We start from the raw sequence: 1503 nt of genomic DNA on the forward strand, positions 1-1503 counted from the left end.
ACGGCAACACGCTTAATTACTACTCGCCGAAAGATTTCAGCTACGATTACAGATCGAAAGAGTTGTAGCGGTTCGCGTTTTGCTATGCGGCATGTCGAACTACTTGAGCTTTTTGAGTAGGTATACAAGAAAGGCTTCCCGCTAGACGACTTTGGGCGGATGTGCAAAAGCGCGCCTAATCTACGTGCTGCCGCGTCTGCATTGGAAAAAAATTCCGCGCCTTATTTGGCGTGGAATTTTAAAATTTTTTAGAATTTCGTGAGCGACATGGCGGCGAAATTTTGAAATTTTAAAGCGAGCAAAATTTTGAAATTTTAAATATGGATAGAATTTTAAAATTTACGGCTTGCAGAATTTTAAATTTAGCGATTTCAAAGCCGCAAAAGGCTAAAATCCACGCGTAATTAGGGCTAAGGCTTAGCCATTTTATTTTGAAGGCATTTCCATGCAAAGACGCGATTTTTTAAGAAACACTGCGATTTTAGGCGCCGTTATGGCAACTCCGAGTACCATTTTGGGCGGGGAAAAAGTCATTGGCAAAAAGAGAGCTTTCGGGCTATCGCTAAATCACGAAATTTTGGAGAAGGGTAAGCAGACGCGGCTTTGGATACCGCTTCCTCTTATCACGGAGTATCAAAAGGTAAGCGACGTAAAATTTGACGGCAATTTCAACGATCCGTCCGTGGACTATGGCGAAATTCCGACGCTCTATGCCGGCTACGTCGGTGTGGCAAAGCCCACGCTAAACATTAAATTTAGCGTCGAGACCTTTGAGCGAAACACCGACTTTAGCAAGGTAAAATTTAATCCGAACGAAAAGCTTAACCCCGAGGTAGCGAAGTTTTTAGAGCCTAGCACGCAGATTCAAATCGACGGCGTCGTCAAGCAAAAATCAGACGAGATCGCAGGCGGCATCAAGGGTGATCTGGAAAAGGCGCGCGCGATTTATACGTGGGTGGCAAACACTATGCAGCGCGATAACAGCGTGCTAGGCTGCGGGCTAGGGGACGTGAAGCAAATTTTAAGCAGCGGCAAGCTAAGCGGCAAATGCACCGACATAAATAGCGTTTTCGTTGCACTTTGCCGCGCGCAGGGCATCGCCGCAAGAGAGATGTTTGGCATCCGCGTCGGCGCGTCGAGATTTAGCGCTCAAATGGGCGCCGCACCTAAAGACGGCGTCAGCCATATCTCGGGCGCACAGCACTGCAGAGCGGAATTTTATCTAAAAGGCCACGGCTGGATCCCGGTCGATCCCGCAGATGTTACGAAGGTGCGGCTGGGCGAGAAGCTAAGCAACGACGACAGCAAGCTCGCTAAAATCCGCGAGTATTTATTCGGCAACTGGGAGATGTGCTGGATCGGCTTTAACTACGGCAGGGACTTCACGCTAAGCCCACGTCCGGCGCAGTTTCCGATCAATAATTTCGGCTATCCTTACGGCGAAGTGGACGGCAACACGCTTAATTACTACTCGCCGAAAGATTTCAGCTACGATTACAGATC

General features: G+C 48.2%; 1 protein-coding gene. It reads left to right on the plus strand.

Features of this window, described 5'->3' with window-relative positions:
• Positions 1–445: 445 nt before the first annotated feature.
• Positions 446–1503 (plus strand): transglutaminase-like domain-containing protein (locus Q0256_RS10480; RefSeq protein WP_297962806.1); only part of this gene is annotated, 1058 nt, incomplete at its 3' end.

Origin of the sequence: uncultured Campylobacter sp. (genome assembly GCF_937949835.1) — a bacterium.
Taxonomy (GTDB): Bacteria; Campylobacterota; Campylobacteria; order Campylobacterales; family Campylobacteraceae; genus Campylobacter_B.